17 protein-coding genes are annotated in these 26633 nt (G+C 44.2%); 8 read left to right on the top strand and 9 right to left on the bottom strand.

The genetic code is table 11. The features are described 5' to 3' along the window. Positions 1-43: 43 nt before the first annotated feature. Complete coding sequence (locus TQ33_RS05160; protein ID WP_046562319.1) at positions 44-2347, bottom strand: collagen-like protein; 2304 nt, start codon at positions 2345-2347, stop codon at positions 44-46. Positions 2348-2965: 618 nt separating this feature from the next. Here TQ33_RS05160 and TQ33_RS05155 point away from each other — a divergent pair. Continuing rightward, on the top strand, positions 2966-4240 hold the full coding sequence (locus TQ33_RS05155) for a diguanylate cyclase (protein ID WP_046561108.1): 1275 nt from the start codon (positions 2966-2968) through the stop codon (positions 4238-4240). Positions 4241-4273: 33 nt separating this feature from the next. Here the strand turns inward: TQ33_RS05155 and hrpA are convergent, their stop codons facing one another. Continuing rightward, the gene (hrpA, locus tag TQ33_RS05150) at positions 4274-8161 is read right to left on the bottom strand and encodes an ATP-dependent RNA helicase HrpA (RefSeq protein ID WP_046561107.1); all 3888 of its coding nucleotides are present in this window, start codon (positions 8159-8161) and stop codon (positions 4274-4276) included. A gap of 31 nt (positions 8162-8192) precedes the next feature. Then, positions 8193-9050 (bottom strand): hypothetical protein, encoded by an 858-nt coding sequence (locus tag TQ33_RS05145; RefSeq protein WP_046561106.1) that lies wholly within the window; start codon positions 9048-9050, stop codon positions 8193-8195. A gap of 202 nt (positions 9051-9252) precedes the next feature. Between TQ33_RS05145 and TQ33_RS05140 the strand changes: the two genes are divergently transcribed. Continuing rightward, positions 9253-11667 carry an acyl-CoA dehydrogenase gene (locus TQ33_RS05140; protein WP_046561105.1) on the top strand — a complete coding sequence of 805 codons (2415 nt, stop codon included), beginning with the start codon at positions 9253-9255 and terminating at the stop codon, positions 11665-11667. Positions 11668-11756: 89 nt separating this feature from the next. Here TQ33_RS05140 and TQ33_RS05135 read toward each other — a convergent pair whose 3' ends face one another. Then, positions 11757-12500 (bottom strand): hypothetical protein, encoded by a 744-nt coding sequence (locus TQ33_RS05135; protein WP_046561104.1) that lies wholly within the window; start codon positions 12498-12500, stop codon positions 11757-11759. A 19-nt stretch (positions 12501-12519) separates the two neighbouring features. Continuing rightward, the gene (locus TQ33_RS05130) at positions 12520-13164 is read right to left on the bottom strand and encodes a site-2 protease family protein (protein WP_046561103.1); all 645 of its coding nucleotides are present in this window, start codon (positions 13162-13164) and stop codon (positions 12520-12522) included. Positions 13165-13295: 131 nt separating this feature from the next. Between TQ33_RS05130 and TQ33_RS05125 the strand changes: the two genes are divergently transcribed. Next, complete coding sequence (locus tag TQ33_RS05125; protein ID WP_228640464.1) at positions 13296-14627, top strand: amidohydrolase; 1332 nt, start codon at positions 13296-13298, stop codon at positions 14625-14627. A gap of 27 nt (positions 14628-14654) precedes the next feature. Here the strand turns inward: TQ33_RS05125 and TQ33_RS05120 are convergent, their stop codons facing one another. Further along, on the bottom strand, positions 14655-15263 hold the full coding sequence (locus TQ33_RS05120) for a hypothetical protein (RefSeq protein WP_046561102.1): 609 nt from the start codon (positions 15261-15263) through the stop codon (positions 14655-14657). 111 nt (positions 15264-15374) lie between these two features. On the opposite strand from TQ33_RS05120, the gene ansA reads away from it, so the two are divergent. Beyond that, the gene (gene ansA, locus TQ33_RS05115; RefSeq protein WP_046561101.1) at positions 15375-16388 is read left to right on the top strand and encodes an asparaginase; all 1014 of its coding nucleotides are present in this window, start codon (positions 15375-15377) and stop codon (positions 16386-16388) included. On the opposite strand, the gene TQ33_RS05110 is transcribed toward ansA, so the two are convergent. Both TQ33_RS05110 and TQ33_RS05105 read right to left on the bottom strand, forming a co-directional pair. After that, on the bottom strand, positions 16385-16855 hold the full coding sequence (locus TQ33_RS05110; protein ID WP_046561100.1) for an OsmC family protein: 471 nt from the start codon (positions 16853-16855) through the stop codon (positions 16385-16387). The two genes, ansA and TQ33_RS05110, sit on opposite strands and share 4 nt — an antisense overlap. A gap of 7 nt (positions 16856-16862) precedes the next feature. After that, positions 16863-17231 carry a YeaC family protein gene (locus TQ33_RS05105; protein WP_052735211.1) on the bottom strand — a complete coding sequence of 123 codons (369 nt, stop codon included), beginning with the start codon at positions 17229-17231 and terminating at the stop codon, positions 16863-16865. A gap of 181 nt (positions 17232-17412) precedes the next feature. Between TQ33_RS05105 and TQ33_RS05100 the strand changes: the two genes are divergently transcribed. Next, positions 17413-18618 carry an HD-GYP domain-containing protein gene (locus tag TQ33_RS05100; RefSeq protein WP_046561098.1) on the top strand — a complete coding sequence of 402 codons (1206 nt, stop codon included), beginning with the start codon at positions 17413-17415 and terminating at the stop codon, positions 18616-18618. Positions 18619-18760: 142 nt separating this feature from the next. Then, positions 18761-20641: a cation:proton antiporter gene (locus tag TQ33_RS05095; RefSeq protein ID WP_046561097.1), complete on the top strand. Its 1881-nt coding sequence runs from the start codon at positions 18761-18763 to the stop codon at positions 20639-20641. 52 nt (positions 20642-20693) lie between these two features. On the opposite strand, the gene TQ33_RS05090 is transcribed toward TQ33_RS05095, so the two are convergent. Continuing rightward, positions 20694-22031, bottom strand: coding sequence for a hypothetical protein (locus TQ33_RS05090; protein WP_046561096.1), 1338 nt, complete (start codon positions 22029-22031; stop codon positions 20694-20696). 198 nt (positions 22032-22229) lie between these two features. Here TQ33_RS05090 and mfd point away from each other — a divergent pair, with 198 nt between their 5' ends. Both mfd and TQ33_RS05080 read left to right on the top strand, forming a co-directional pair. Continuing rightward, positions 22230-25685 carry a transcription-repair coupling factor gene (gene mfd / locus TQ33_RS05085; protein WP_407638290.1) on the top strand — a complete coding sequence of 1152 codons (3456 nt, stop codon included), beginning with the start codon at positions 22230-22232 and terminating at the stop codon, positions 25683-25685. A gap of 82 nt (positions 25686-25767) precedes the next feature. Continuing rightward, positions 25768-26604, top strand: a complete 837-nt coding sequence (locus TQ33_RS05080; protein WP_046561094.1) for a CsiV family protein — start codon at positions 25768-25770, stop codon at positions 26602-26604. Positions 26605-26633 lie beyond the last annotated feature (29 nt).

Below are 26633 nucleotides of genomic sequence, written 5' to 3'. Positions count from 1 at the left end.
AAAAGCCCGGCTAAGCCAGGCTTTTCTACATCCTCGTTGTATATTAATCAGTACCATCAGGGTCGATTAAGATACAAGCTGAGCCACCTTCGAAACTACCTCCATCAGTTTGGATAAACACACTCAAACTATCGAACAACTCAAGCGCATTATTGGTACTGAAAGTGATTTTACAAACGCTTTTCACAGGAGTATCACTAAGAACACACTGATTATTCGGTGCAGTTCCTACTGGTTCACCGCCTTGCGCGCCCCCTGAGGCATCATGATACAAGACCGCGACACCAGAGTTAGCGTTATTACCTTGAGCAGCTTTCACTACCAGCGTTAAGACTTCTGCACCAGCGGCAAATGGACTGATAACACCAACGCTGTCATGATCACCAGCTTGTTGACCGAGTCCCATGAACTTACCTTGAGTGCCAATGGTTTGGTCAGTACTGAAACACATTAGGTTAGAGCCGATACCATCATCTCCGGCATCCCCTTTATCCCCTTTGTCACCTTTAGGACCAACTTTACCTTGAGGACCTTGATCACCGGTATCGCCTTTAGCACCAGCTTTACCTTGTGGACCTTGGTTACCTTGAGGGCCAATTTTGCCCTGAGGACCTTGATCACCAGTGTCACCTTTTAGACCCATTTTACCTTGTGGACCCTGAGCACCATCTTGACCATCAGCACCAGCTGGACCAATTTTACCTTGTGGGCCCTGGTCTCCAGTGTCACCTTTTAGACCCATTTTACCTTGTGGCCCCTGTGCACCATCTTGACCGTCAACACCCGCTGGACCAACTTTACCTTGTGGACCTTGGTCACCGGTATCCCCTTTAGCGCCGACTTTACCTTGTGGACCTTGGTCACCGGTATCACCTTTAGCGCCGACTTTACCTTGTGGACCTTGGTCACCGGTATCCCCTTTAGCGCCGACTTTACCTTGTGGACCTTGGTCACCGGTATCACCTTTAGCACCAACTTTACCTTGTGGACCTTGGTCACCGGTATCCCCTTTAGCGCCGACTTTACCTTGTGGACCTTGGTCACCGGTATCACCTTTAGCGCCGACTTTACCTTGTGGACCTTGGTCACCGGTATCACCTTTAGCGCCGACTTTACCTTGTGGACCTTGGTCACCGGTATCCCCTTTAGCGCCGACTTTACCTTGTGGACCTTGGTCACCGGTATCACCTTTAGCGCCGACTTTACCTTGTGGACCTTGGTCACCGGTATCCCCTTTAGCGCCGACTTTACCTTGTGGACCTTGGTCACCGGTATCACCTTTAGCGCCGACTTTACCTTGTGGACCTTGGTCACCGGTATCCCCTTTAGCGCCGACTTTACCTTGTGGACCTTGGTCACCGGTATCACCTTTAGCGCCGACTTTACCTTGTGGGCCTTGAGCACCATCTTGACCATCTTCACCATCAGCACCTGCTGGACCTAATTTACCTTGTGGACCTTGATCACCCTGAGGGCCTGTAGGGCCTTGATCACCAGCATCACCTTTTTTACCTTGCGGGCCTTGAGGGCCTTCTGGACCTGCTGGGCCAGTAGCGCCAATAGTTAAATCGTATAAGTCAATTTGATCAGTAGGTTCTCCAGCACTTCCTTCAAAATCGACAAGTACGAAGCTACCGAAGGTATCACCAATATTTAATGGTTCTGAACAAGAGGTATGTAAGCCTATAGTTTGATTTAAACCGTTTTCACTGAACTCAATGTTTAACTGATTACCCCAAATCCTACCGTTATCGTTATAAGACGATGGATCTGGACCAAAACTTATATGTTCACCAGGGAAAATTACTGGAGGGAAGTACCATTTATCAGCATCCTTTCCAAATACTGAAATATCGGTACCACCGATTGCTCCTGTCATGTCACCTGAGCAACTAGCATTACTTTGATAATTTACTCCAGAGCAATTCGAGGGCTCATAAAGAAACGTTATCGATGTGGGCTTTGTGTCACCACATATATTAATTTCCCCTTCGACGACAATCTTTAACAGGTAATCTCCGGAAGGAACAGCGGGAGTACCATTGGTTACATACGGCAAATCAACAACCACACACTGAAAGTCGGTGGGATCTAATGGCGGAGCTGGATTGAACTCCATATCGACACACGCTGACTGATCAGCGCTGATAGCAAGTGGGTCCGTGTGCGTTCCAAAATAAATACTGGGACTATCAAACCCAACGCCCCAAATAACTAAATTGGTCGGCGAATCCGACGGGTATGGTTGAACTTCGTGAATCTTAGGCGCAGTTGCGCCTATTTGTGAGGCTAGCAGTAGTCCAATAGCTAGACTAGACTGAGCTAGGGATAATGTTGGTCGGTTCATAAGAACTCCCTCCACTGAAACCTGTAAAAATGCTTTTTGGTAAACACAATAAAACATCACCTTTTGGTAATCCTTTACCACCCTTTTGCAATGCATAAATGCATTACTTTTGTACGAATTTATAAATATATTCCTAGTCCTGCACCTTGTCTACTGTCTGTTTTTTAGACAAAAAAACCACGAAAACACCCAGTAATCACCTGATTTCATGTAAAACGATAGACTTTTTTACATGAAAAAAAGTCACAAAGCCTCAGCGAAAAAAGCACACCGGAAAATGCAAATATGAATCGCAAGCGTGACTTTCAACAACTTATAACGACTTCAATTAGCGGTGCTTTACAGTAAAAATGTCTATTCGGTCTACGAAAATTATTTATTTACAACTTTGGGTTTGCATCCCGGTGTAGAGTGTCAATAAAATGTACAAATAATTGGTCGTATCAGTTGTGTTTTATCGCCAATTTTTTATCACGTTGCTCTTTTTTTTGTTAAAAGTGGCTCATTTTTGGTTTTTTTATGGATAAAACAATTAAAATCGCTCCATACTCAATCATTTCTTGCAGTGTGTCGGAAAGTTACAGTGCTCTTTTACGGGAGTTATAAGGATAGCCTTTTGTGAAAAAAATAATCATAGTTGATGACAGCAAGTTTTTTTGTGCCTTAGTAGAAAAGCAAATCATCGAACAGACTCCCTACGGTGTTATTACCTGCAATGGCTTAGAAGAGGCCAACGTTATCCTCGCTAGATTAGAAAGGGAAACCATTCACGCCTGTTTAGTCAGTTATCGATTGAGAGACGCAACCGATGGGGAATCGATTGAGCTTTTCCGCTCTAGAGATATTCCCACCATAGTTCTTATTAGCGATATTACGGCTACACTTCGTAATAAATTTTGGCAACTTCGGGTGGTCGACTATGTTATCAAGCACGACAAGTACGTCATTAATGAGATCATCCATACTCTTGCTCGGCTAGAGAGAAACCCGAACAATAAGATCGTTATTGTTGAAGACTCTCGAACTTCAGCAAAAATGCTGCAAATTCTTCTCGATGTGCATCAATACGATGTCATGCACTTTAATGACCCCAAAGAAGCCCTAGATTACGTCAAATACCATCAAGACGTAAAAATGGTGATTACTGACTATAATATGCCCGGAATGGATGGTTGTGAGCTAACCCGTCGATTACGCCGTATCTATAGCAAGCAAGAACTAGCGATTCTCGGCATGTCAGGCGCCGGTCAAACCATCATGGCCGCCAACTTCCTGAAACATGGCGCCGATGATTTCATTATTAAGCAGTCTTTTCTAGCTGAAGAGTTTTATTTGCGCATTAACTCCTACTTGGACAGCTTGAACACTTACCAAGAGTTAGCCACTGCCGCTAGCTATGACTTCTTAACTAACGTACCGAATCGACGCCACTTCTTTGAAGTTGTTGAAGCGATGCATGAATCAGCGCTGAGACATGGTACGCCAGTCACTTGCGCCATGATTGATATCGACAAGTTTAAGTCCGTAAACGATAAGTATGGCCACTCTGTTGGAGATGCAGTGTTACGCGAAGTAGCTCAATTGATCAAATCATCGGTTCGCAAATCTGATGTTGTGGCGCGATTTGGTGGCGAAGAGTTTTGTATGTACATGACAGGCATGTCTGAAGACCACGCAGGCGACTATTTCGACAAATTACGCCAGAAAATTAGTGATGCGATTATTCGAGCAGAAGAGCATTCGTTAAGAGTCACCGTCAGTATTGGGCTATGCTCTAAAATAGAGCATGACCTAAATAACATGATTGAAGCGGCTGACAAAAGCTTATATCAGGCAAAAGAAACTGGCCGTAACCGTGTCATCCATCACTCTAAACTTATTGAAGCATTATAGTAGTTGCTCAATGACAAAGTCGCTAAACACCGATTAAATATACTCTCTGTTCAAGTTATCAATAAACTTTTGTAGTCGCTTGTGGGATATCGGGAAACGTGTTTTCTGCCCCTGCGCAAATAGAGAAATGCGGTATTCCTGTAACATCCAGCCATAATCATCCACTTCAAATTGTGGGATTTTTTGGTTGTCCTCTAACGTCTCCATTTCATTCAACCAAGGCTGGTACTGCTGCATCAACTGCATATCCTTAAGCGGGTTGTGCTTAATTCTATCGAGACGCAATTCAATAGCTTTTAAGTAGCGCGAGTAATCACGAACATGCTCAGCACCAAAGCGGTAACAAAATCCTTCCTGGAACAAATAATCGAGCTGATGCTTGATATCATCATAAGCTGCTTTAAAGTTCTTACCTAGAGCCTTTGCCTCAGCGAGACATGAGTTACGTTGCTTTAAGATCGTGACTAATTGGTCGAGAACTCGATTGGAGTTTGGCACGATAGTTTCTTTCACCGTCTCCAACACTTCTTCATAATCGCTCTTACTATAGGGCACAGACTCCGAGACAACGTCTTTAACCACCGACATCATGACATCATTAATCAAGTCCCCAGGAGAATATAGCGATGCACAAGCCAGCATTAGCTGCTGGCGGTTGTGGTATTTTTTCTGTAAATAGCTAAACGTTTTACTTTCCGATAGTGCGATTAAACGACATACCCCGCGAATATGCGTTTTTTCTGCTTGGCGTTGATTAACGATAGGAATAATTCTGACCTTATCTTTAGCGTCTTCAATCGCATGAAACACAGGGATATCAGTTCCAGCTTCTTGCATTGAGCCTTCTTTGACATATTCACTGGGCCACTCTGTATAAGTAATATTTTTCACTTTTTTAGCAGGCTTTGCAGAGGTCTTCGCGACCTTTTTCGGCTTTTCTTCTAAACTTCTGGAACTGTAAAGCACCTTGCCATCATCATTAACCACCTCAAAGCGCATCAGAAAATGCTCAGGCAGGTTTAGCTCAGACCAAGCTTCCATCGGCAAAATCACACCGGTCATGGTAAATAAATGCTGGCTTATAATATCAATCAAGCGTCCTTTTGTTTCTAACACTTTTTCATAACAGGCTTTAGCAAAAGTTGGAACCGGTACAAAATTCTTTCGAAAGCGCTTCGGTAACGATCGAATTAAAAACTCAATTTTTTCTTCAAGTATACCCGGTACTAAGCGCTCGAAGTCTCCATCGGTGAACTGCCCAACCAGTGATTGAGGTAAACGAATAGTCACCCCATCCTTTTCATGACCAGGCTCAAAGTGATACTTAAGCGGTAACTCTACGCCTTTAATATGAATCGACTCAGGATACAGCCCTTTATCCTCTTGCTCTTGCGGCAATAACACGTCAGCACTGATACTGAACAAAGCATTATGCTTTTGGGGATCTTTCTTAAGCCAGTTATTTAACGTTTTAACGCTATTGATATGTTCAGGTAACTTCCGTTCAAACCATTGCGCAATAACATGCTCATCAGCCCATAAATCAGCCTGACGGGCTTTTGCGATTTCCTGCTCCACCTCTTTTTTTACTTGTACATTATGCTTATGGAAAGGATGTCTGGAGTCTAGATCTTGTCGCACTAGTGCGTTCAAGATAAATAACTCACGGCAAAGCTCAGGCTCAATGGCGCTATAGTTAACCGTTCTATTGGTTACAATCTTCAGGCCCAAAAGAGTTTGCTGCATTTCAGCAACAACGGCCCCTCGATTCTTGCTCCAGTGCGGATCATAGTAATGGGTTTTGATCAAATGACTAGCTAAGTGCTCTAACCAGTTAGGCTCAATCGCCGAGGTCATTCGAGCATATGGCTGCGTCGTTTCAACAATTTCAAACGTCATCAGCCACGGTGGCTGTTTCTTAAAATTGGTGGATTGAGGATGCACCATAAACTTACTTTGGCGGGTGCCTTGGTAGCCTTTCTCAATATCTTTCTGGCCGATAAAACTCAGTAACCCGGTCAGTAAAACTTGGTGCAAGTTCTGATAAAACACAGGGTCTTCTTGATCAAACTCAGCAGTTTGCCAGTCTTTGGGATTTAATTTTTGATTACCTTTTTGGGACTGTTGCATCAAGCTTTTCAACTGACGGTAGGTACTTTTCCACTCGCGATAAGCGTTGAAGTTAATTAACTCTTCACCGCAGTAACGCCTAAATTGACTGTTACTTAACTCTGCTTGTTGCTCATGCAAATGATTCCATAGATTTATGATGGCGATAAAGTCAGAGGTTTTATGTTTGTATTTGGCATGCTTTTGCTGCGACAACTCTTTTTTATCGAACGGCCATTCCCGAGGATCTTTGACCGACAAGAATGCCGCTAAAACCAGCGCATAACTTAAAAACTGCTTTTCCTGACCAGCCAACAAAATACGTGCCAATCGAGGTTCTATAGGGAGGCGTGCCATCTGACGGCCAATATGCGTCAACTCTTTATCGGCTCCAATCGCTTGTAGTTCATTGAGTAAGGTTAAGCCATCGCTAATCTGTCTATCCGCAGGAGGATCGATAAACGGAAAAGCATCAATATCACCCAGTTTAAGCTGCTTCATCTGTAAAATTACAGCGGCTAGATTAGTCCTTAAAATCTCAGCATCAGTAAATTCTTGACGATCATTAAAATCGTCTTCGCTGTATAAACGAATGCATATACCTTCAGCAACACGGCCACAACGCCCTTTTCGTTGATTGGCACTGGCCTGAGAAATTTTTTCAATTGGCAAGCGCTGAATTTTACTTCGAACCGAGTAACGACTCATTCGTGCTAAACCAGGATCGATAACGTAACGAATGCCCGGTACTGTTATCGAAGTTTCAGCAACGTTTGTTGCCAGAACGATTCTTCGCCTACCACCTGATGGTTTAAATATCTTTTCCTGCTCTGACATTGATAGTCGTGCATATAACGGCAATACCTCACAGTTTTGATAGGCTTCGCGCCTAAGGTGTTTAGCGGCATCCCGAATGTCCGCCTCCCCCGGTAGGAAGATCAGTATATCGCCAGGACCATGCGCCATGATTTCTTGTACCGCATGTCCAATATGGTCAGTTTGCGGTAGCGGGTTTTCTTCATCATTTGGCCGATACCAAACGTCAACCGGGTAGGTTCTGCCACTAATTTCAAGAACTGGTGCAGGCTTCCCATCAAGCTTGAAGTGTTCTGCAAATCGCTGAACATCAATCGTCGCTGAGGTAATAATGATTTTTAAATCTGAGCGCTTTGCGACTAACCGTTTCAAGTAGCCCAAAAGAAAATCGATGTTAAGACTGCGCTCGTGAGCCTCATCAATGATGATGGCATCATATTGCATCAACAACGGATCATGAATGATTTCATTCAAAAGAACACCGTCAGTCATGACTTTAACTGGCGTTACAGCATTCGTTTGATCATTAAAGCGAATGTTATAACCAATCACTTGGCCAATCTCTGTCTTTAGCTCTTCGGCAATACGACGAGACACACTGGTGGCAGCGACACGACGGGGCTGGGTGTGTCCGATTCGACCTAGTCTTCCTAACCCAAGTTCTAAGCAAATCTTAGGCAACTGAGTCGTTTTACCAGAGCCCGTTTCACCGGCAATAACCACAACCTGATGGTCCTTTATCAGTTGCGCGACTTTTTCACGAGATTGGGATACAGGTAAAGCGTCATCGTATTCAATAACGTCGGGAATAATCGCCTTACGCTGGCTGACGACTTTAGAAGAGTCTTGTAGCAGGCGCTCCAGTTTGCCTTCGAGCTTGGTCGCTGGAAGCTTTTGTTGTAAGCGCTTTTTAATGGCTTGCTGAAGATTATGAATATTAGAATGATCGCTTAATAAGCAATCCTTCAGATCTATAGCCGAATTCGGTTGAGACATAAAGTGAGGTGTCGTTTATAAGTCTATGGTCTTAGTTAGTCGCTGAGTCCCAAAAGGTCTCAACAGCTCTTAATTGCCCTAAGTAATCGGCAACAGGTCGATAAAAGTCTTTGTCTTCCCAGTATCCAGTATGACACGCTGGGTTCCACGATGTCGCCGCGCTCCCTACATTAATTTCATAGTCATCGGTTACGACCTGTTTATAAGCATCGCTGATGTTTTTCATGGGATACGCCACCACATCATCTTTATCATAAAAGTTGAGCCATTTGACATGCTCCACCAGCGACGGCTCTAACTCAGCACCAACCTTATCGATTGGGCTGGGCAAGCGTTCGGTCAAGCTGTCATAAATCGCCAAAGGGCTGCCACAAGTAATTACGCCAGCTAGCGTTTTGAAGCTCTCGACATGGCTTAACTGACTTAGCTTATCAGACTCTTTGGCTAAATTAATGTCTTGGATATAGTGGGACATGATCACTGAACCAAAAGAATGCGCTAACAGCACCACTGGTGTAGCGTCTGGGTCAACATGGCGATGAGTCGCCAATTTCTTCATACTTTCTGCGATTCGGTTATGGATGGCTTGATACAGGCCACTTTCAGAGTCCCGATCATAAGCTAAGCCTAAGTTCATATAATCGATAAAAAGCTGACGGACCGAGGTATAGGTTAATTCATTGCGGTAATCCAGCTTCTGCAACAAATCGTCATTAATTTGCTGCAACAAGTCGCCCCAGTAGATTTCATGAAATAATAAATCATCTTCTCGGCGATTTTTGCTATCGCCTTTTAAATAGCGCTCGACTACACGGTGCTTAAATTCCGTAGAATAATGTTTATCCTCAGACCCAATTCCATGGATTATTGCCACTGCCAAACGCTTCATTCGCTAATTACCTCATGAACTCGGTATCTCATAGACCTGCCCCATAAACCGTCACAAAACTGTGACATACTCTAACAAAAGCTAAGCTACATCAAGTCTTTACAGCACATTTGTGGCAATCCAAACCATCAAGAATAATTTGCTTCAACTGGTACGAGCAGTTGTGTTAGACTGATAAAAGTTAAATATCAAAGAGGTTGCTATGTTAACAATAATATTACTTCTCGGCTTGATGGTAGCGCTTTATCATCGAGTAAGCCTCAAAATCACTACTATTGCATTAGCGGCGATTTTAGTGGCTTGGAGCGCCTATGAAGGCATCCCATACGTACACTGGGTACTATTCCTAGTGATTTTCCTACCCCTAAACTTAACTTTTATACGCCGTAAGCTTTCTGCAAAGCTGTTGGACGTGTTCAAGGGCATAATGCCGCGAATCTCTGATACAGAGCAAGAAGCGCTGGATGCCGGTACGGTTTGGTGGGAAGCTGAAGTGTTCGGCGGTAAGCCAAACTGGAAGCGCTTTCATAAATTTGAAAAGGCAAAGCTCAGTCAAGAAGAGCAAGAATTTATTGACGGTCCTCTTGAAGAACTTTGCAGCATGATCAACGACTGGCAGATCACGCACATCGATCGTGATTTACCGCCTGAAGTGTGGAACTTCATTAAAGAGAAAGGCTTCTTCAGCTTTATCATCCCCAAAGAATACGGTGGCTTAGGCTTTTCCTCTTACGCCCAATCTCGTGTATTAACCAAAATCAATTCATTAAGCGCTACAGCAGGCAGTATCGTCTCAGTACCCAACTCACTGGGCCCTGCTGAACTCTTAATGCACTACGGCACACAAGAGCAGCGCGATCACTACTTACCTCGCTTAGCCAAAGGCCAAGAAGTGCCTTGTTTCGCTTTAACGGCGATTGAAGCAGGCTCGGACGCTGGCGGTATTCCTGATAAAGGTGTTATCTGTAAAGGTCAGTGGAACGGCGAAGAAGTTGTCGGTATGAAGCTAACATGGGACAAGCGCTACATCACGCTAGCACCCGTCGCCTCGATTTTAGGTTTAGCGTTTAAATTGTACGATCCAGAAGGATTGCTTGGTGAAGAAGAAGACTTAGGCATTACTTGTGCCCTAATCCCGATGGATACTGATGGCGTAGAAGTCGGTCGTCGTCACTACCCACTAAGCACTCCGTTCCAAAACGGCCCAACTTCGGGCAAAGACGTTTTTGTACCTCTCGATTATATTATCGGTGGTCCGAAAAACGCTGGTAAGGGCTGGAGAATGTTGGTCGACTGTCTATCTGCTGGTCGAGCTATTTCATTGCCATCGAGCGCCAATGGTGGGGTCAAAATGGCCTCTTACACCACAGGAGCTTATGCCCGTATCCGCCGTCAGTTCAATGTGCCAGTAGGCTACATGGAAGGCGTTATGGAAGCTCTCGCTCGTATAGCCGGTAAAAGCTACATGGTTGACTCGATGTTAACCTTTACCGCGTCGGGTATCGACAGTGGCGAAAAGCCATCGGTCGCATCGGCTATCGTAAAATGCCACACCACTGCCCTCGCCCGCGACGTTGCTTGCGATGGCATGGATGTTCATGGTGGTAAGGCTGTAATGATGGGGCCGAAAAACTACATGGCTCGTGCTTACCAAGGCGCTCCAATTTCGATTACGGTCGAAGGCGCGAACATCTTAACCCGTAGCTTGATTATTTATGGCCAGGGTTCGATTCGTTGCCATCCTTACGTGTTAAAAGAAATTCAAGCAACGCAAAACGAAAACCGTAAAGAAGCGATTAAAGACTTCGACAAGGCGCTGTTCAGCCACGTCGGTTTCGCTATGAGCAATAAAATCCGTACCTTCTGGTTAGGATTAACTGGCAGCTTGTTGGTCAAAAAGCCACAGTCAGACTTTACGGGTCGTTATTACCAGCGCATTACTCGCTTCTCAAGCGCACTGGCTTTCTTGTCAGACGTTGTTATGGGCGTGTTAGGCGGTGAACTTAAGCGTCGCGAAATGATCTCAGGCCGCTTAGGCGACATGCTGAGTAATCTCTACATCGCATCGTCAGTCCTAAAAATGTACCACGACAAAGGTCGCCCTGAGCACGACAAAGAAATTGTTCAGTGGGCACTAGAGCATTGTCTATACGAAACACAAATGGCGGCTGATGGCGTCTTAAAGAACTTCCCTATTGGCTGGATGGGCAAACTATTACGTTTGGTTGTATTCCCACTAGGTTTACGGTTATCGCCACCGTCGGACAAACTAAGCCGTAAGCTTGCTCGCCAGCTACAAGAGCCACAAGCCATGCGCGAAGAACTGACTCACGGTGCTTTCAAGTCTGAATCCGAAGCCAGCAACTTGTACAAAGTCGACAAAGCGCTGCGCCTACAGCTTGAAATGGAACCGATCGTCAAAAAGTTCTCACAAGCCCTCGGTAAACGTGCCGGTAATCACCAAGTCGTGCCATTCGCCAAAGAAGCGCTCGACGCAGGACACATTACCCAAGACGAATACCAGCTGGTGTTAGATGCAGAAGAAGCTCGACTCGAAGTGATTAATGTCGACGACTTCGCTCCTGAAGAAATGAAGCATCACTTATCAGAGAACTAAAGTAATACAAACGGTGGCTGAGCCCACCCTACTTACCCTTAGTGTTACCCTTGATGCCGCTTGCTGAAAAGTAAGCGGCATTTTTTTGCTTAATTAAAGCACTGACCTATAAAAGCCCCTATAAAGAAAGCAAATAATAACAAAGGTATAGAGTCATTAATTCCTTTTATACTGTAAAAGGCTTGATTATAAATTTCTCTCTTGAAGTTCCTTCCCCCTTTGCTTCCGGTTATACTCAATCTATATCCATGTAAATGGTCGTTAGACTCAAGCCTATTTGTATCAATAACTTCCTGAAGTAAGCTTTCTATATCTTTACCCACCTTGTTATCTATTGCCGAAAGAATTCTCTTGCCGCTGGCCTCTATCCAGCTAAGGGTCGAGTCTCGAGTTATTTTATTTAACTTATAGTCTTTTTGTAATTGTGTGTAAGAAGACAGCTCTCGATCTGATGCAAAATTCACAAAATAATGACCATGAATACTCCTTAGTTTAATATAAATTAACCAAGGATAAGAGCAGCCTTCAAGTCTAATGATTTCCTTAATCAAAGTACTTTCCTTTAAATCTATCTGGCTAAAATTAATATATTCGTTTAAATGTTCTTCCCACTTCACCCTGTAGATAAAGGCATATCTAATGAAAAACCAAACTATCAAACAAGAAAAAATTGCTTCATAAACCCCGCTTCTTTCATTTATATTAATGAGACTAATACCAATAAAGTCTTTAAAGTTTATATCGAGCAGCAAATATATAGCTCCAATAACTGAAAGGAATGCTAAATACTTACCTGCCTTATTAATATCTTCGATGTCATTTATTCCATACATTAACTAATCCAAGTAGTAATCAAACAAAAAAGTTAATCCACCCCGACATAGTCTGGGCAGCATTCCATAAGAATCGAAACACCGGAACCCCTAAAATACTCAGTACCACCAACGCTAGGAAGAAAAAAGTACCGTATTTACCATTCCATTGGTGATACTTATATTTCAGCGACTTTGGTAACAACCATTCCATGACATAGTGCCCGTCTAACGGGCCTATGGGTAATAGGTTAAACAACATCAATAGAATGTTAATCAGCGCTAAAAACGTGAGCGATGTTTGGGCAACGTCAGATTGCAGCGCGGCAATATCAAATACATAGGCTGCTGCTTGTAGATTTACCGCGATCAAGGCAATCAAAAAATTCATCAGTGGCCCTGCGGCGGCGACAGCAGCCCCAGCCCAAGTGGTTTTCAGCTTACGGTGCGTTACGGGAACGGGTTTAGCGTAGCCAAACCCGATCATGACCACAAACAATAACCCCATGGGATCAATATGATTCATGGGGTTCAAGTTTAAGCGCCCCATTTTCTCAGCAGTATCGTCGCCGAGAAGCTTTGCCGAATAGGCATGACCAAACTCATGCAACGTCAATGAAAATATAATGACGAACAGGACAATAGCAAAAATAGCGTACTGCCCATTGTATAAAAGTGGAAGCATGATGAATCTCTTTAGAATCGATAGCGCTAATTTATGGTCTTTTCAGTGGTTTTACAAGTGTGAACCAGTTTGCATTATGGTGGCAAAGGCTGTAAAAGTAATAAAAAAATATGGGGAATATTATGAAACCTATGATGAGACCTGTTTTTAAAACAGCATTACTAGGCTTGCTAACCACTGCTTTTCTGCAACCAGCGAGTTATGCCGAGACGCACACCAATAGTAAGCAGCAAATTGAACAAGGTGCTGACGCTTTAGAACGCAAAGTTATCGACTGGCGCCGCCATTTACATCAAAACCCTGAACTGGGTAATCGTGAATTTGAAACCAGCAAATACATTGCTACTCACCTCAAGGCCTTGGGGTTAGACGTTAAAACAGAAGTCGCTCACACCGGCGTAGTCGCCGTGCTTAAAGGTGGCAAACCAGGGCCTGTAGTCGCGCTACGAGCGGATATGGACGCCCTTCCAGTAAAAGAACGTGTGGACTTGCCATTTGCTTCAAAAGCCACTGGCGAATACATGGGCAAAGAAGTTCCTGTGATGCATGCCTGTGGTCATGATACTCACGTAGCGATATTGATGGGCGTGGCGGAACTGTTATCTGGTATGCAAGCTGAGCTTCCTGGCACGGTAAAGTTTATCTTCCAGCCTGCCGAAGAAGGCCCGCCTCCCGGTGAAGAAGGTGGCGCTGAATTGATGGTGAAACAAGGTGTCTTGAAAAACCCTGACGTAGACGTTGTCTTTGGTCTGCATATTTCAGCGGGTACGGACGTTGGTAAAATCAATATCCGTAAAAAAGGCATCATGGCCAGCTCTGACGACTTTAAGATTACCATTGATGGCAAACAGGCGCATGGTTCTACACCTTGGGATTCTATTGATCCTATCGTTACAGCGTCGCAAATTGTTACCAGTTTACAAACTATCGTCAGTCGTCACATGCCCCTAACGCAACAAGCCTCCGTGGTAACCGTCGGCTCGATTCATGGTGGCGTTCGCTCAAACATCATTCCCGAGAAAGTCGAGATGTTGGGAACGATACGAACCTTGAGCGAGATTGATCGTAAACGTATCCATGAGTTAGTGCGCACGAAAGCGACTTTGATTGGCGAAAGCATGGGCGCAAAGGTAACCGTTGAACTTCCCTACTCTTCGGCTTATCCAGTGACTTATAATGACCCAGCTCTGACTGATGAAATGATGCCCACACTTGAGGCGGTCGCTGGTGCAGAAAACGTTATCACCATTAATCCAATTACTGGTGCAGAAGACTTTTCTTTCTATGCACGCGAAGTTCCAGGCGTATTCTTTTTCCTCGGTGGCAAACCAAAAGGATTGCCTGCTTCAGAAGCGGCTCCACACCATACGCCAGATTTTTATATTGATGAGTCGGGTATGAAGCTTGGCGTGAAAGCGTTATCGCGTTTAGCGGTTGATTATATGAATGCTCATAAAAAGTAAATTCTAAAAGCTTCAGTTAATTAAGTATTAAAATATACTTTTTAGCTGAGGCTTTACATTTTCAGCTTTCAAAATAATTTGCTTCTTAAATACCCCAAGAGGAGTTCCTTTTTCTACATTTGCACAGGTGTAGTCCGCAAAGTAACCAGGCTCCCAGTATTCATCAGGGATGCCTGCTAGGTATAGCATCGGAACGTTATAGACTCTTGCTCTATCGAATTTGTCTAAATCACAAAACTGGCTAGCCCCATCCTGTATAAGCCTAAATTGCTCCTCCCAATAACCAACATCTGGATCAAATATATAAAACACTTCGTCTTTTTTTCTAAGAAAGAACAATCCTCTAGCCCCTACTTCGGCTTGGTTGACGCTCCAATCAGTAATAACCTCAATAGTTTTTAGGCTAGAATATTGTTCATTTGAAGTATATATCTCTGAAACTTGTAACCAAAGCTTTACTGATTCAACCTCATCAAATCTTGATTGGCCATATTCAGCTTTAATCACTTTCCCATCGACAATTAATTCCGAGCTGCTAATAAAACTTTCCCAAATAGCTGGAGTAGATCGAGATATAGTCGATTTTGACGATAATAGAGCTAGGAATGTTAACAATAACAGAAAGAAGGTTTTCATTAGTGGAGCTCTCACATATGGTTTGGTGTTGTATAGAAGATTGATACTTTTTTATCTGGTCACAAATATATATACTCCTGACTTAGCTAACTGTAACCAACTACAACTATTATGGCAAAGAAGAAAGTCTACATCGCATACACTGGCGGCACCATTGGGATGAAGCCCAGTGACCAAGGTTTTGTGCCACAAAAAGGCTTTCTCGGCGCAACCTTACAGAGCTTTCCTGAGTTCCAGCATCCTGATATGCCGGAAATCACGATTCATGATTATGCTGAGCCGATTGACTCTGCCAATATGTCACCAGAAGACTGGCACCAGATCGCTGAAGACATTGAGCGTAACTATGAAGATTACGATGGTTTTGTGGTGCTACACGGCACTGACACCATGGCTTATACGGCTTCAGCTTTGTCTTTTATGCTTGAGGGGTTACAAAAGCCGGTTATTTTCACGGGTTCACAAATTCCGTTAACGCAGCTCAGAACCGACGCGCGCGATAACTTAATTAATGCGGTTTATCTTGCAGCCAACTACCCCATTCCTGAAGTCAGTTTGTTTTTCCATGATCATTTACATCGCGGCAATCGCACCATTAAAACAGATGCTGATGGTTTTGCTGCTTTTAGTTCGCCCAATATGCCGCCTCTCGCAAGTATCGGTAGCACCATTAAAGTTCGTGAACATTTAATCTGGCAGCGTAAACACAAGGAGCTAACCGTTCGCCGTTTTAGCTCGCCTAAGATTGCGATTTTAACCTTATTCCCCGGTATCTCCGATGATTTGGTCCGTGATTTTCTTGCCCAAGATTTGGACGGTGTGGTGTTACAAAGCTTTGGCGCGGGTAATGCTCCAGTCAACAACAAGCCACTGATGCAGGCGATAAAAGACGCAACAAGCCAGGGAAAAGTTATTGTTAACTGCACCCAGTGCTTGAAAGGCTCAGTTAATATGAGCACCTATGAAACCGGTAAAGTATTGATGGATGCTGGCGTCACTTCCGGCTTTGATATGACCACCGAGGCTGCCTTGGCCAAGCTTTATTATCTATTCAGTCGTGGCCTTGATGCTAAAACGATTCGTGAGAATATGGTGATTAGCTTACGCGGTGAGCTGACTAATTAATCGCTCTCAACAATTTCCGTGATGACCTTTGTTTTTACCGAGTTAGCGATAAAGCATAGCTCGTGTGCTTGGTGATGCATTTTCTCAAGCACTGCTCGGCTGGGTATTTTCTCGCCTGAAAACACGACTTTTGGTTTTAAAGTGACAGTTTCGACAAATGCCTTTCCTTGTTCGTCCTTACCCATGATTCCAACAGCCTGATCTTGATAGCTGTCTACTAACAGACGTTTTTTAGCGGCAATCGACAAAAAGAACAACATATGGCAGCTGGATAACGAAGCCACAAAAGCTTCTTCAGGATCAACATTAGCTTCCACAGAATACGGCAAAGGAACAATGTGCGGGGATGAAGATGCCTCAACGATTGCGCCACCATCAAACGACCACTGATGACCGCGGCTGTATTGGTTATCTAGGAATGCTTGGTCACCGCGAGACCAACTGATACGAGCATAGTGTTGCGAAATACTAAGCCTAATGCGTATCCTTGCCAGGAATTATCATTGATGGATCGACAATGAAGGTATCTTTAGATTCACTCTCGTTAGCAGACTTTCCTGGAAACTCGTCCCGCACTTTCTTACCCGTCACTAAATCCCCAGTTTTAGTCACTGTGAATGGCTCGCTATCGTCTTCGCTATGACGTGCTTTATATAACATGATAGCTTGGATACAGGTTTCTTTTTGCTGTTCGGTAAGAACGGCACCATCAGGCCATTTACCCGTTTCGACCGCTACCGTGAAGCGCTCGATCATGTCAGGGGTTAGAGTTTTGATGAGTTGAGAAAAGTCCATAACAGGGAAAATGTCTTTAAAAGTTGTCGCAATTATGCAGAATTTCAACTGATTTTACCAGTTCCTAACACGCCACATCAGCCTACCATTTTAAAATTAGAAAATATCCTTATACTTCAGAACGTTAGCAACAGACGACATCTATTGCTTCACAGTAGCTATGTGATATAGTTAACAGTTAGAGTTGTAATGATTACGACACTGGGGTCTTCCACTACATAGGTTTTATATGGCATTGATAAAGGTCAAAGTGCCGACCGATTCTATTGATATTGGTATGTTTGTCGTTGAACTCGACAGACCGTGGATCGATGTGCCCGTACCTTTTCAGAAGTTTGAAATCACCACAGAGCGGGAACTTAAAGTCCTCAGTGAATATTGCAAGTACGTTCACATTGAGATTGATGCCTTTCTCTGGGAAAAGAAAAAACAAGAACTTAGCAAGCATACCTCAACAAGTACCTTGCCTGAAAACACCCCAATTCACCACGAGCTACCGCGAGCTTCTAGCACATACCAGTCAGCGAAAGAGTTCACGATCGAGCTCTTTGAGACGACGAAGCTTGGGTTAGAGCTTGATTTAGAACATAGCAAACAGGTCATCAACAACTGTATTACCAGTATCCTATCCAATGCCAACGCATTGTTTTGGCTAACCCGGATTAAAGATCGCAACCACTATACTGCCGAACACAGCTTGCGGGTTGCTATTCTAGCTATCGCATTTGGTAAGTATTTGGGTTTTGACCGTAAACAGCTTGAGTTATTAGGTTTATGCGGTCTGTTACATGATTTAGGGCAAACACAGCTACCTGAGGATATTGTTAATAAAGCTGGTCCATTGAATGAAGCAGAATATCGAGTGATGCAAAAGCATACCCTACTCGGTCATGAACTGGTAATACACGATAATGAGATCAGTTCAGCGGTCAAAGAGGTTATTCTAAATCACCATATTCATTTTGACGGTAAAGGTTACCCTAAAAATCCTGCGGAAGTGGCCCCAAGTCAAATTTGCCGCATGATCAGTATCATTGATGCTTATGATGCTATAACCAGTGAAAGCCCGTATAAATTAAGCAAATCGCCTCGCGAAGCATTAAAAATCCTATTTGATCAACGGGATAAGCAATTCGACGGCAAGCTTGTCGGAAAGTTTATTCAAATGATGGGGATTTACCCACCTGGTAGCTTGGTTCGTATGTCGAATGGCGAAGTTGGCATTGTGATATCAACCGATAAGAAGCATAAGCTCTTACCCAAAGTAGAGCTCGTTCAAGACCGACATGGACGACTAAAACGCTCAGTTATCATTGATTTAAAGAAGAACCCCAAAGACCCTAGTGGTAATGCTTACAAAATTACAGCATCTATGCCCGACGGCTCAATGGGCTTCGACATGCGTCAATATATACAAACAACGCATCAATGCTAGCCCAAGAGTGCTAATCCAATAAATTTGTAAAATTTCAGCTTTTACTGGACAGCGAGCCCCCTCTCTATCATCATATAACCCATTAAAAAACATATCATTCGTTGACTAAAACCATCCATAACGGACTACCCAACTCAACATTATGCTAACACTTGACCTAGCCCTTATTTTATCTGGAATTCTTGCTTTAGGTATTGGCGCGCAATGGCTCGCCTGGTATTTGAAACAGCCTTCAATCCTATTTTTGTTATTAATTGGGATCTTGATTGGCCCCATTTTGGGCTTTTTTAACCCAGATGAAACCATGGGAGACTTATTATTCCCGTTTATATCTTTAGGTGTAGCCGTCATTCTGTTTGAAGGCTCTTTAACCCTAGAGTTTCATGAGGTTAAAAGTCACGGTCGAGTTGTCCAGATGCTGGTTTCCGTCGGTGTTCTGGTCACGATCACGATTGTTTCGATAGCGGCGTACTTCTTATTCGAGATGGACCCCAAAATCGCGATATTATTCGGCGCCTTGGTTTGTGTTACCGGCCCTACCGTTATCGTACCGATTTTGCGAAGCGTTCGCCCCAATAAGAACATCAGCAACATCCTTCGATGGGAAGGCATTATTATCGATCCTATCGGTGCCATCGCAGTAGTTTTAGTCTATGAATACATTATCTCTGGTGGCTCTGGTGATCATGCCCTGCTAGTATTCGGTAAGATTCTACTGGTCAGTATCTTGATTGGCATGATTGGAGCTTACCTCTTAGCCCAGCTATTCAAGCGTCACTTAATTCCTGAGTATCTTCGCAACGTCTTCGCCTTAGCCTATGTACTGTTGCTGTTTTCTATCTCTAACCATATTGAGCACGAGTCTGGCTTATTAACCGTTACCATTCTCGGTGTTGCCCTTGCCAACTGGCCTAAATTTGAGAAAGACGATCTACTCGACTTTAAAGAGTCGCTATCACTGCTACTGATTTCAGTTCTATTCATTGTATTAGCAGCTCGCTTGAATCTCGACAGCTTATTGAGTATCGGTATTCCAAGCTTAATCCTTCTGGCGGTTGTGATGTTTGTTGCGCGCCCCGCTTCTGTGTGGGCTTCTAGTGTCGGCTCTAAGCTTAAGTTTAATGAAAAGCTGATGCTCAGCTGGATTGGACCACGAGGCATTGTCGCAGCGGCCATTTCATCCTTATTTGCCATCAAATTAGCTGAATACGACTTAGCGGGTACTGAATACCTGGTTCCTTTAGTGTTCGTTATTATCATTGGAACCGTCCTCATCCAAAGCCTTGGTGCAAAGCCGATCGGCAACTTACTTAAGGTTCGTGAAGCCTCTGACAATGGCGTTCTTATTATCGGCAGCAACCCTGTCGCTCTGAAAATTGCCCAGTCATTAAGAGATTCGGGATTTGATGTGGTGATGGCCCACAATAACTACACCAACATCTCACGCGCACGAATGGAAGGTGTAAAAACCTATTTCGGCAACCCCGTATCAGATCATGCTGATCGCAATCTGGACTTGATTGGCTTCGGTCACTTATTTGCCATGAGCATGGATCGTGAGCTTAATACTTTATGCGAAATTAACTACCGCCACGCTTTTGGTAAAAAGAACATATACCGCTTACGCTATAACGACGATAATAGTAAGAAGAATGAGCGCCAAGAACGCAATGACTACTGGCAATCGGCGTGGTTGTTCGGTGAAGGCATTAACTATGGCAAGTTAGCCAGTATGATTGCTAACAATGCCAAAATTAAGATCACCAACATTACGGATAACTATAGCTACGAGCAGTATCGTGAGGACAATAAAAACTATATTGCGCTTTATATGATCGATAAAAACGGCTCTTTAAAAGTGTTCTCATCTGAAACGGGTGAAAATATTCCAAGCGGTACTAAGATCATCGCGTTGGTTCATGACCCTGAAAATAAAAAGAATATTCCGAATGACAACCCTGCTAACAAAGGGCAAAAGAAACTGAAAACGTTAGCCGATAAAGAAAAGAAGATTGACGATTAGATTCACAACTCTGGGGCTTTGGGCCCCAGAGCATTGGATTAATTAACAGCCCTTAATAACCATCTGAAAAAAGCACCGTTTGAACGCCTTGAACCGTCCAATCTCCTCGGCCACCATTGGATTCAGGCATTAGCTTGTATCGACGTTTTCCTTGGTTATCAGTTTCGGTGTTTAAAATGGTCACCATTTGTTGGACCAACTGACTAGCGGCGATCTGCGACTTCCATGAACGATAACCTTCAGGCCAGTCAAGTGTATACTGCCTTGGGCGAGTGCCACCATACCCAGGAACCGTACCAATATTCTGAAAACGTTGCCCAAGCTCAGTTACACCAGCTTCAGCAAGCAAGAAGTCCAGTCGTGAAATAATCGAGCTGGCTACGCGACTACACCACCAAACCATGGGCAAGCGGCCTTCTTGTTCGTTTAAATAAGAGGTTGCCGCTGAAGCCAAGAACGACCAACCGCTATTCATTTTAGCTTTCGAGTCAAAATCTTCACTCAATGCAGCCTGCATCACTTTATGAACGTTATCTAGCGTTACCCCGCTTTGCGGTGTTCCACTAACGTCAAACAGTTCAACTGCTGTTTTCACCGCCATATCGCGCCACTCTTTGTCCCACGGCAAAGAACCACTAGTAATATTCGAGCCCGAGTCAACTGACTTAGCCAGCTCAGTAGCTCGGTAATACAAAGGGTCAATCGCAGCATGGTATAAAGCATAACCGATACGAGGTTTCGGCCAAAAGAAACTGACCAATCGATCCTGCCAGCCAGCCACAGCATCGCCTACCGGCTGTTTCAAATATATGGGCTGGTGAGGTGCGTCATCAATCCATTGCACTAACGCTTTAAGGAATTCTTCATCGCTTGCATCAGCACTCGGCACGTACGGCGGATAAGTATCTTCACCTATGAGTTCGATACCCTGATCATCTAATACCACAGGATCGCTTGATGGCGCTTCAATATCTGCCTGCACACGCGCCTCAGCATAATTCATAAAATCGTCCTGCACGGCAAAAGCAAGGCTGTCCCAGTACTTCACAGCATGCTCGGTTAAACATACCGCCGGTACTTCTTTCCCGTCGTCGTCACTCAAACTGGTTAACTCTAACCACTTTGAATAATGCTCGACTAAATCAGTGCTAACTTGCGATGTGTTGCGATAAGCCCAAGGCACCATCATTCGGGCTAAAACCTCAAGGCTAAAACGCTTCTGCTGGCGAATAAGCTCACTTAATGTGTCTGAGCTTGTGCCCATAGGCATTTTCCAGAACTTCCATTGTTGCGGATGTTCTGAAAAGCGCTTAAACCAAACCTTCCAACCTGCGATAAACATGGTGGGAGTGATAGAAAAGTCATCGGCGTGTTCAAAACTGATGTTCATACAGACCTAAGTGATTGCTTTTACGATTGATTATCATACCTTATCCAGAATCATTGTTCTGTGCAAATACTTGTGCAAATACTATTAAGAACTAGCCAAGCTCGCTATAATTCTCGCCCAAAGCCTGACGATAGCTTATAAACCCTACTGGTTGATAATGCATCGTGATGCAAAAGAAAGTACTGACGTTAAAGAGTTGTGATGCTAATAAAGTTACCTGAATTAAAGCAAAAGTCGAACTTCATCAACCATTGGCAAGGCTTTGCCGGATCCAGCCGTGCCTTGGCCATTGCTGAACAAGCCAAACAGGCTGACCAGCCTATAATCGTCATTTGTAACGATGCGCCTCAGGTTTGGCATTTACAGCAAGAGATTGAGTACTTTTTAGATAAAAACCACTCGGATGAGTCGCCCGAGCTACCGGTCTTTAGCTTTCCTGATTGGGAAACCTTGCCTTACGATAATTTCAGCCCACATCAAGACATCGTTTCACAGCGCTTGCTGACCTTATACCAGCTCCCAAGGCTTAAGCAGGGCATCGTTTTAATTAGCGTCAGCACCCTACTGCTTAAGCTGCCGCCACGAGAATACATCGAGCAAAACAGCCTGATCATGCACACGGGGCAAGAGCTCGATATGCATGATGTGCGGAGCCTATTCGAACAACACGGCTACAACGCCGTGAACCAAGTTTATTCTCATGGCGAATTTGCTGTTCGCGGTTCGATTTTAGATGTTTTCCCCATGGGATCTGACAAGCCGCTACGAATTGATTTCTTCGATGATGAAATTGATACCATTCGCTACTTCGATCCTGAGAGCCAGCTCTCAGAAGATACGCTTAATAATTTTGAACTATTACCCGCTAAAGAGTTTCCCTTAGACAAAGATGGTATCGAAGCCTTCCGCCAGAACTTTCGTCGCACCTTTGATGTGAACTTACAGAAAGTCTGGCTCTATCAAGAAGTGAGTAATGGTAATGCCCCAGCGGGCATTGAGTATTATCTTCCCTTATTTTTCAACGAGGTAGATACTTTATTTAACTATCTACCTGAACAAAGTATTTTGTGCTCATTAGGCCAGCATGAGCAGGCTATTACGGATTATTGGGCTGAAATCACCGAACGTTATGAACAGCGCCGCCATGATGTCGAGCGCCCGATTTTAGAACCTAAGCAGTTGTATTTAGTGGAAGATGAATTAAATACATTGCTTAAAGAGACGGTTAGAGTGCGGCTCGAGCCCTCGTCGCCTGACAAAAAGCAGGTTACGGCTCCTGTACCGATGATGCCAATTGAACACAAGGCGACCGATCCGGCTCACCATTTGCGAAACTTCTTAAGTCACTGGCAGGGTCAGACTCTCATTGCCACCGAGTCGCCAGGACGACGCGAAGCATTAAAAGACTTATTAGAGCGTCATGACATACACACTAACGTCTCTCCCAGCTGGAAAGAGTCTGCAAGCGCCCTAAAAAGCGGTGTCGTAGAAATTGGCGTAGCGCCACTGACTCAAGGCTTTGTGGTCGATAAGCTTGCCGTAGTCACCGAGATGGAGCTGTTTGGTGAGCAAGCGATACAGCGACGTAGCGCTGAACGCGATCAAAAGCCATCGGTTCAAGCTGAAGACGTCATACGAAATCTCGCTGAGTTGAAGGAAGGCGACCCCGTGGTTCACGTTGAGCAAGGCATTGGACGTTACCGCGGTCTTGAAAAGCTTGCCAGCGGTGACTTGGAAGCCGAATACTTAATGATTGAGTACTCTGGCGGCGACAAACTCTATATCCCGGTACAATCGTTACACCTCATCAGTCGTTACTCTGGTACGAACCCTGAACTTGCGCCATGGCATAAGCTTGGCACCGAAACCTGGGACAAAGCTAAAACCAAAGCGGCCGAAAAAGCTCGTGATGTCGCTGCTGAATTGTTAGATGTCTACGCTAGACGCGAAGCCAAAGAAGGCTACCCTTATACCTTGGATGAGGCTGAGTATAACCGCTTTAGTAGTGAGTTCCGCTTTGATGAGACTCCCGATCAGGTAACCGCCATTAACTCACTTATTCGAGATATGACGGCACCACAACCGATGGACCGCTTAGTCTGCGGTGATGTTGGCTTTGGTAAAACCGAGGTTGCGCTGCGAGCCGCATTTATTGCAGCACACGCGGGCAAACAAGTCGCAGTGTTGGTCCCCACGACCCTACTCGCCCAACAGCATTTTGAAACCTTTAGAGATCGCTTTGCTGACTGGCCGATTAAAATTGCCGCTTTATCACGATTTGCCACGGCTAAAGAAATTAAAGAAACATTAGCAGGACTCGAAAACGGTACTGTCGACATCGTGATCGGAACCCATAAAATTATTCAACAAGACGTAAAGTTTAAGCGACTTGGCTTACTGATTATTGATGAGGAACACCGTTTTGGAGTGCGCCAAAAAGAGCAACTTAAAAAATTCCGAGCTGAAGTCGATATCTTGACGCTAACGGCGACGCCTATCCCTAGAACCCTTAACATGTCGATGTCAGGGATGCGTGATTTATCAATCATCGCCACGCCACCGGCTAAGCGCCTGTCAGTAAAAACCTTTGTCAGAGAACACAATAAACCATTGATCCGCGAAGCTGTATTGCGTGAAATTCTACGCGGTGGCCAGGTCTACTTCCTACACAATAGCGTCGAAAGCATTGAGCGCACCGTCCGCGAGCTTGAAGAATTACTACCAGAAGCGCGCATCAATTATGCTCACGGACAAATGCGGGAGCGCGAGCTTGAGCAAGTCATGCGGGACTTTTATCACCAGCGCTTTAACCTATTGGTATGTACCACTATTGTTGAAACTGGGATCGATAATCCTAATGCCAATACCATGATTATCGATCGTGCAGACAAGTTTGGTCTTGCCCAGCTGCATCAACTACGTGGGCGTGTTGGACGTTCGCATCACCAAGCTTATGCTTACCTCTTGACTCCTGCAGAAAGAAAAATCACTAAAGATGCTGAGAAGCGTTTGGATGCCATCGCGTCATTAGAAGACTTAGGCGCTGGATTTACGCTAGCCACCCATGACCTTGAAATTCGTGGTGCTGGGGAGCTATTGGGCGAAGAACAATCAGGGCAAATGCAAGCTGTTGGCTTTACCCTCTTCATGGACATGCTTGAACAAGCCATTAAAGATATTAAGGAAGGAAAAGAGCCGAGCTTACAACAGAGCCTCAATCAAAAGACTGAAGTTGAGCTTGGAGTTTCGGCCATTATTCCTGATAACTATATCGGCGATGTCGCAACCCGCTTGTCGTTATACAAACGTATCGCTAGCGCAAAATCTAAAGATGAGCTAGATGGTCTTCAAGTCGAATTTATTGATCGTTTTGGACTCTTACCAGAAGAGTTAAAGAACCTATTTGCTATCAATGAATTAATCCTTGAAGCTCAGCCCTTAGGAATCAGTAAAATTGACTTAGTTCATTCTGGTGTCCGTATTCGCTTTAATCAGGACAGCTCAATCGATCCAACAAAGCTGATCAAAATGATTCAAATGAATCCTGCACTGTATCGCTTTGAGCAAAACGTTATTCTTAAAATTCTGACCGAAGAAGAAGAATTGAAGCCTTTACTCAAAGCCATCCGATTGGTCTTTGAGAAGCTTCAATAACACAATTTGCGCTGGGCAATGACAAAAATCGTGTTAAACTCATGTCACACTCTGGGGTTAACAACCAATATTATAAATAGAGATGAACTATAAATTTCCTAAATATTTCATAGGCTTGTCTTTGCTGCTTGCCTCTTTTAACTTAACGGCACAAACGATTTTTGATGTCGAGTTCGTATTCTTCAAACGCCTAGACCAGCTACATATGCAGGGACAGCCAGAACCGATTCCACTCGAGAGCGACGAGGTTGAGTTCCTGCTTTCAGAGAGTAATGCGTTACTACCTGAAGGTTACCGTATTCTTGCTCGCAACGAACAGCAACTTGAAGGCGTCTTCAACCGTTTACGCTCTAGCCCTAGCATGCGTCCATTGCTTCATCTTGGATGGCGCCAAGAGCTTCAAGACAAAGCCGATACGCCTTGGTTAAGCTTTAATCTTAACGACGCGCCAGATCAAGAAGGATTAGAAGGCTTTAATGGCATTATCCGCTTAAGTCGAAACCAAGGACTTGTTTTAGAGAGCCAAATTGTTGGTTACAAAGAACCGACGATGCCATTAACTGAAGACTTGTCGCTAAATAATGATCCAGAATCGCAAGAGCCAGATCTGGAACTCCCATTCAGTAATCAAGACGCTCATCAAAACAACAACTCAGAGAACAATACTACTGGTAACACCAGCAACGAGGAAAACCTTGAGCCTCTAGAGAACGAAGGTGTTACCAATGTCCAGTCAGATAGCAATGATTTTGAAGATGATATGCAAATTCCTGACGAGCTAAGCGGTTTCTTTGAAATGTCAGAGACAATTAAGGTCAAACTGGGCAAACTGTATTACATCGATCACCCGACCATGGGATTACTAATTAAAGTTACGCCCTATCAAGCCAGTCTTGAAGAACAGAAAGCTTTAAATTAACCCCAAACAACATCAAACCAAAAGGATAC

Origin of the sequence: Kangiella geojedonensis (genome assembly GCF_000981765.1) — a bacterium.
Classification (GTDB): domain Bacteria; phylum Pseudomonadota; class Gammaproteobacteria; order Enterobacterales; family Kangiellaceae; genus Kangiella; species Kangiella geojedonensis.
The sequence above is the reverse complement of the archived record's forward strand: the minus strand, read 5'-3'. Positions and strand labels throughout refer to the sequence as shown.